3 protein-coding genes are annotated in these 2770 nt (G+C 71.7%); all 3 read left to right on the top strand.

The annotated features are described in order from the left end of the window. The coding region (locus tag JNW98_RS26605; protein ID WP_223770841.1) for an urease accessory protein UreD at window positions 1-763 on the top strand (763 nt) is incomplete at its 5' end. Window positions 764-855: 92 nt separating this feature from the next. Further along, window positions 856-2406 (top strand): alpha/beta hydrolase, encoded by a 1551-nt coding sequence (locus JNW98_RS26600; protein WP_223770842.1) that lies wholly within the window; start codon window positions 856-858, stop codon window positions 2404-2406. A gap of 131 nt (window positions 2407-2537) precedes the next feature. After that, window positions 2538-2770, top strand: a 233-nt coding sequence (locus JNW98_RS26595) for an MOSC N-terminal beta barrel domain-containing protein (protein WP_223770840.1), incomplete at its 3' end; no start/stop codon positions are given.

Genomic DNA, 2770 nt, shown 5'->3' with positions numbered 1-2770 from the left:
CCGGCGCGGCCCGGTGGCGCACGTCGCGCAGGTCGGCGCGATGAGCGCGCCGCTCGGCGGCGACCGGCTGACGCTGACCGCCGCCGTCGCGGACGGCGCCGCGCTCCGCTTCACCACCACGGCCGCCACGATCGCCCTGCCCGGCCGGACCGGCGCGCGGGCCGCGTACGACATCCGGATCACCGTCGGGGACGGCGCCACGCTGCACTGGCTCCCCGAGCCGCTGATCTCCGCCGCGGGCAGCGACCTGCGCACCACCACCCGCGTCGAACTCGCCCCCACCGCCCGGCTGGTGCTCCGCGAGGAGCAGGTCCTCGGCCGCGTGGGGGAGCGCCCCGGACGGCTCACCGCCCGGCTGACCGTCCACCGCGCCGGCCGCCCGCTCTACGACCAGGAGCTGGCCTACGGGCCGGGCGCGCCCGGCTGGGACGGCGGTGCCGTCCTCGGCGGCCACCGGGCGGTGGGGCAGCTCCTGGTCGTCGACCCGGCCTTCGGCGGCACCCCGCCGGCGCCGGACCTGCCGCCGGCCGAGGGGGTCGCGGCCGCCGCCATGCCGCTCGCCGGGCCCGCCGTCGTGGTGAGCGCCGTCGCGTCCGACGCCCTGCGGCTGCGCACACTGCTGCGCACGGCGGAGACCGCCGTGACGAGAGAGCCACAGGAGGCATCCGTCATGACGTCATCCTTACGGATTAGTAAAGATTCACCCGAACAACCTGTCCATCTTGGTACGAGAGACGGAATCATCCCTGGTGCAGCTCTGTGATCATCGCCGTCCCGATCCGAGGACGGCGTTCCCAGCAGGGGGATTCCCACGTGAGACCTAAAGCGATACTCGGCGCGGCCACCGGCACCGTGATGACCGGCGCCCTCGTCGCGGGCTTCCTGGCCGCCCCGTCGGCCGGCGCCACCGAGCGCGTGCCCGGCGGCGCGGCCGAGGCCAAGGGCGTGCAGGCCGCCGCCGCGAAGGCGGCGAAGACGGGCATCAAGTGGCAGGACTGTCCCGCCACCTGGGGTCTGGAGAAGCCCATCCAGTGCGGCTGGGTGACCGTCCCGGTCGACTACGCCAAGCCGAACGGCCCGACGATCAAGATCGCCGTGGACCGTGTCCGCTCCACCGGCACCACCAAGGAGCGCCAGGGCTCGCTGGTCTACAACCCGGGCGGCCCGGGCGGCTCGGGCCTGAAGTTCCCGCGCAAGGTCACGACGAAGAACCCCATCTACACCAAGATCGCCAAGGCGTACGACTTCGTCGGCTTCGACCCGCGCGGCGTGGGCAAGTCCGCCCCGATCTCCTGCGTCGACCCCAAGCAGTTCGTCGCCGCCCCCAAGGCCGACCCGGTGCCGGGCAGCGAGGCGGACAAGCTGGCCCAGCGCAAGCTGGCCAAGCAGTACGCGGACGGCTGCGCCAAGCGCAGCGGCAAGATGCTGCCGTACATGACGACGATGAACACCGCCCGCGACCTCGACGTCGTGCGCGCCGCCCTGGGCGAGAAGAAGCTCAACTACCTGGGCGTCTCCTACGGCACCTACCTCGGCGCCGTCTACGGCACGCTGTTCCCGAACCACGTCCGCCGCATGATCGTGGACAGCGTCGTCAACCCGGCCACCAGCAACATCTGGTACGACGCCAACCTCGAGCAGGACGTCGCCTTCGAGGGCCGCTTCAAGGACTGGGAGAAGTGGGTCGCCAAGTACGACTCCGTCTTCCACATCGGCAACAGCCAGGCCAAGGTGCACGCCCAGTGGCTGAAGCTGCGCGCCGAGGCGAAGAAGAAGCCGATCGGCGGCGTCGTCGGCCCGGCCGAGCTCATCAACTTCTTCCAGAGCGCCGCGTACTACGACTCCTCCTGGATCCCGGTCGCCGACACCTGGGCGAAGTACCGCGCCGGTGACAAGAAGGCCCTCGTCGAGGCCGCAGGGCCGGACCTCGCCGGTGCCGTCTCCGCCGAGAACGGCAACGCCGTCTACACGGCCGTCGAGTGCGCCGACGCCAAGTGGCCCACCAGCTGGAAGAAGTGGGACCGCGACAACACCCGCATCCACCGTCAGGCCCCCTTCATGACCTGGGCCAACGCCTGGATGAACCTCCCCTGCGCCACCTGGAAGGGCCCGCAGGGCACGCCGCTCGAGGTCAAGACCTACAAGGGCCTGCCGCAGACCCTCATCGTGCAGTCCACCCGTGACGCCGCCACCCCCTACGTCGGCGCGGTCGAGCTGCACAAGCGCTTCCAGGGCTCCCGCCTGATCACGGAGAAGGGCGCCGGCTCGCACGGCGTCACCGGGCTCGTCAACCCCTGCATCAACAACCGGGTCGACACCTACCTGCTCACCGGCAAGGTCGACGCCAAGGACGTCACGTGCACCCCGCACGCCGTCCCGGCGCCGAAGGCCGCCGCGGCCAAGTAACAGGCCGACGGGCACACCCACTCCGCACCCCGGGCCGGACCACGGCCCGGGGTGCGGGCTTTTCCGAGCCCGGCCGGCCGGCAAACAGCCAGGAAGCCAAACGGCCAGGAAGCGACAGGAATGGTCACCCCATGACAACAACAGCCACAGCCACCGTCGTCGCACTGTCGTCCTACCCGGTCAAGGGCTGCGCCGGCACCTTCCTCGACCAGGCGGTCCTGACGCCCGCGGGCCTCGTCCACGACCGCGCCTTCATGGTCGTCGACGACGAGGGCGTCTTCCGCAGCCAGCGCAAGGACCCGCTCCTCGCGACCATCCGGCCCGAGGTCGGCGCCGACGGCGCGCTGCTCACCCTGCGGGCCCC

This window comes from Streptomyces huiliensis (assembly GCF_020037025.1).
GTDB classification, from domain to species: Bacteria; Actinomycetota; Actinomycetes; order Streptomycetales; family Streptomycetaceae; genus Streptomyces; species Streptomyces huiliensis.
This window is presented reverse-complemented; position numbering and strand designations above follow the sequence as displayed.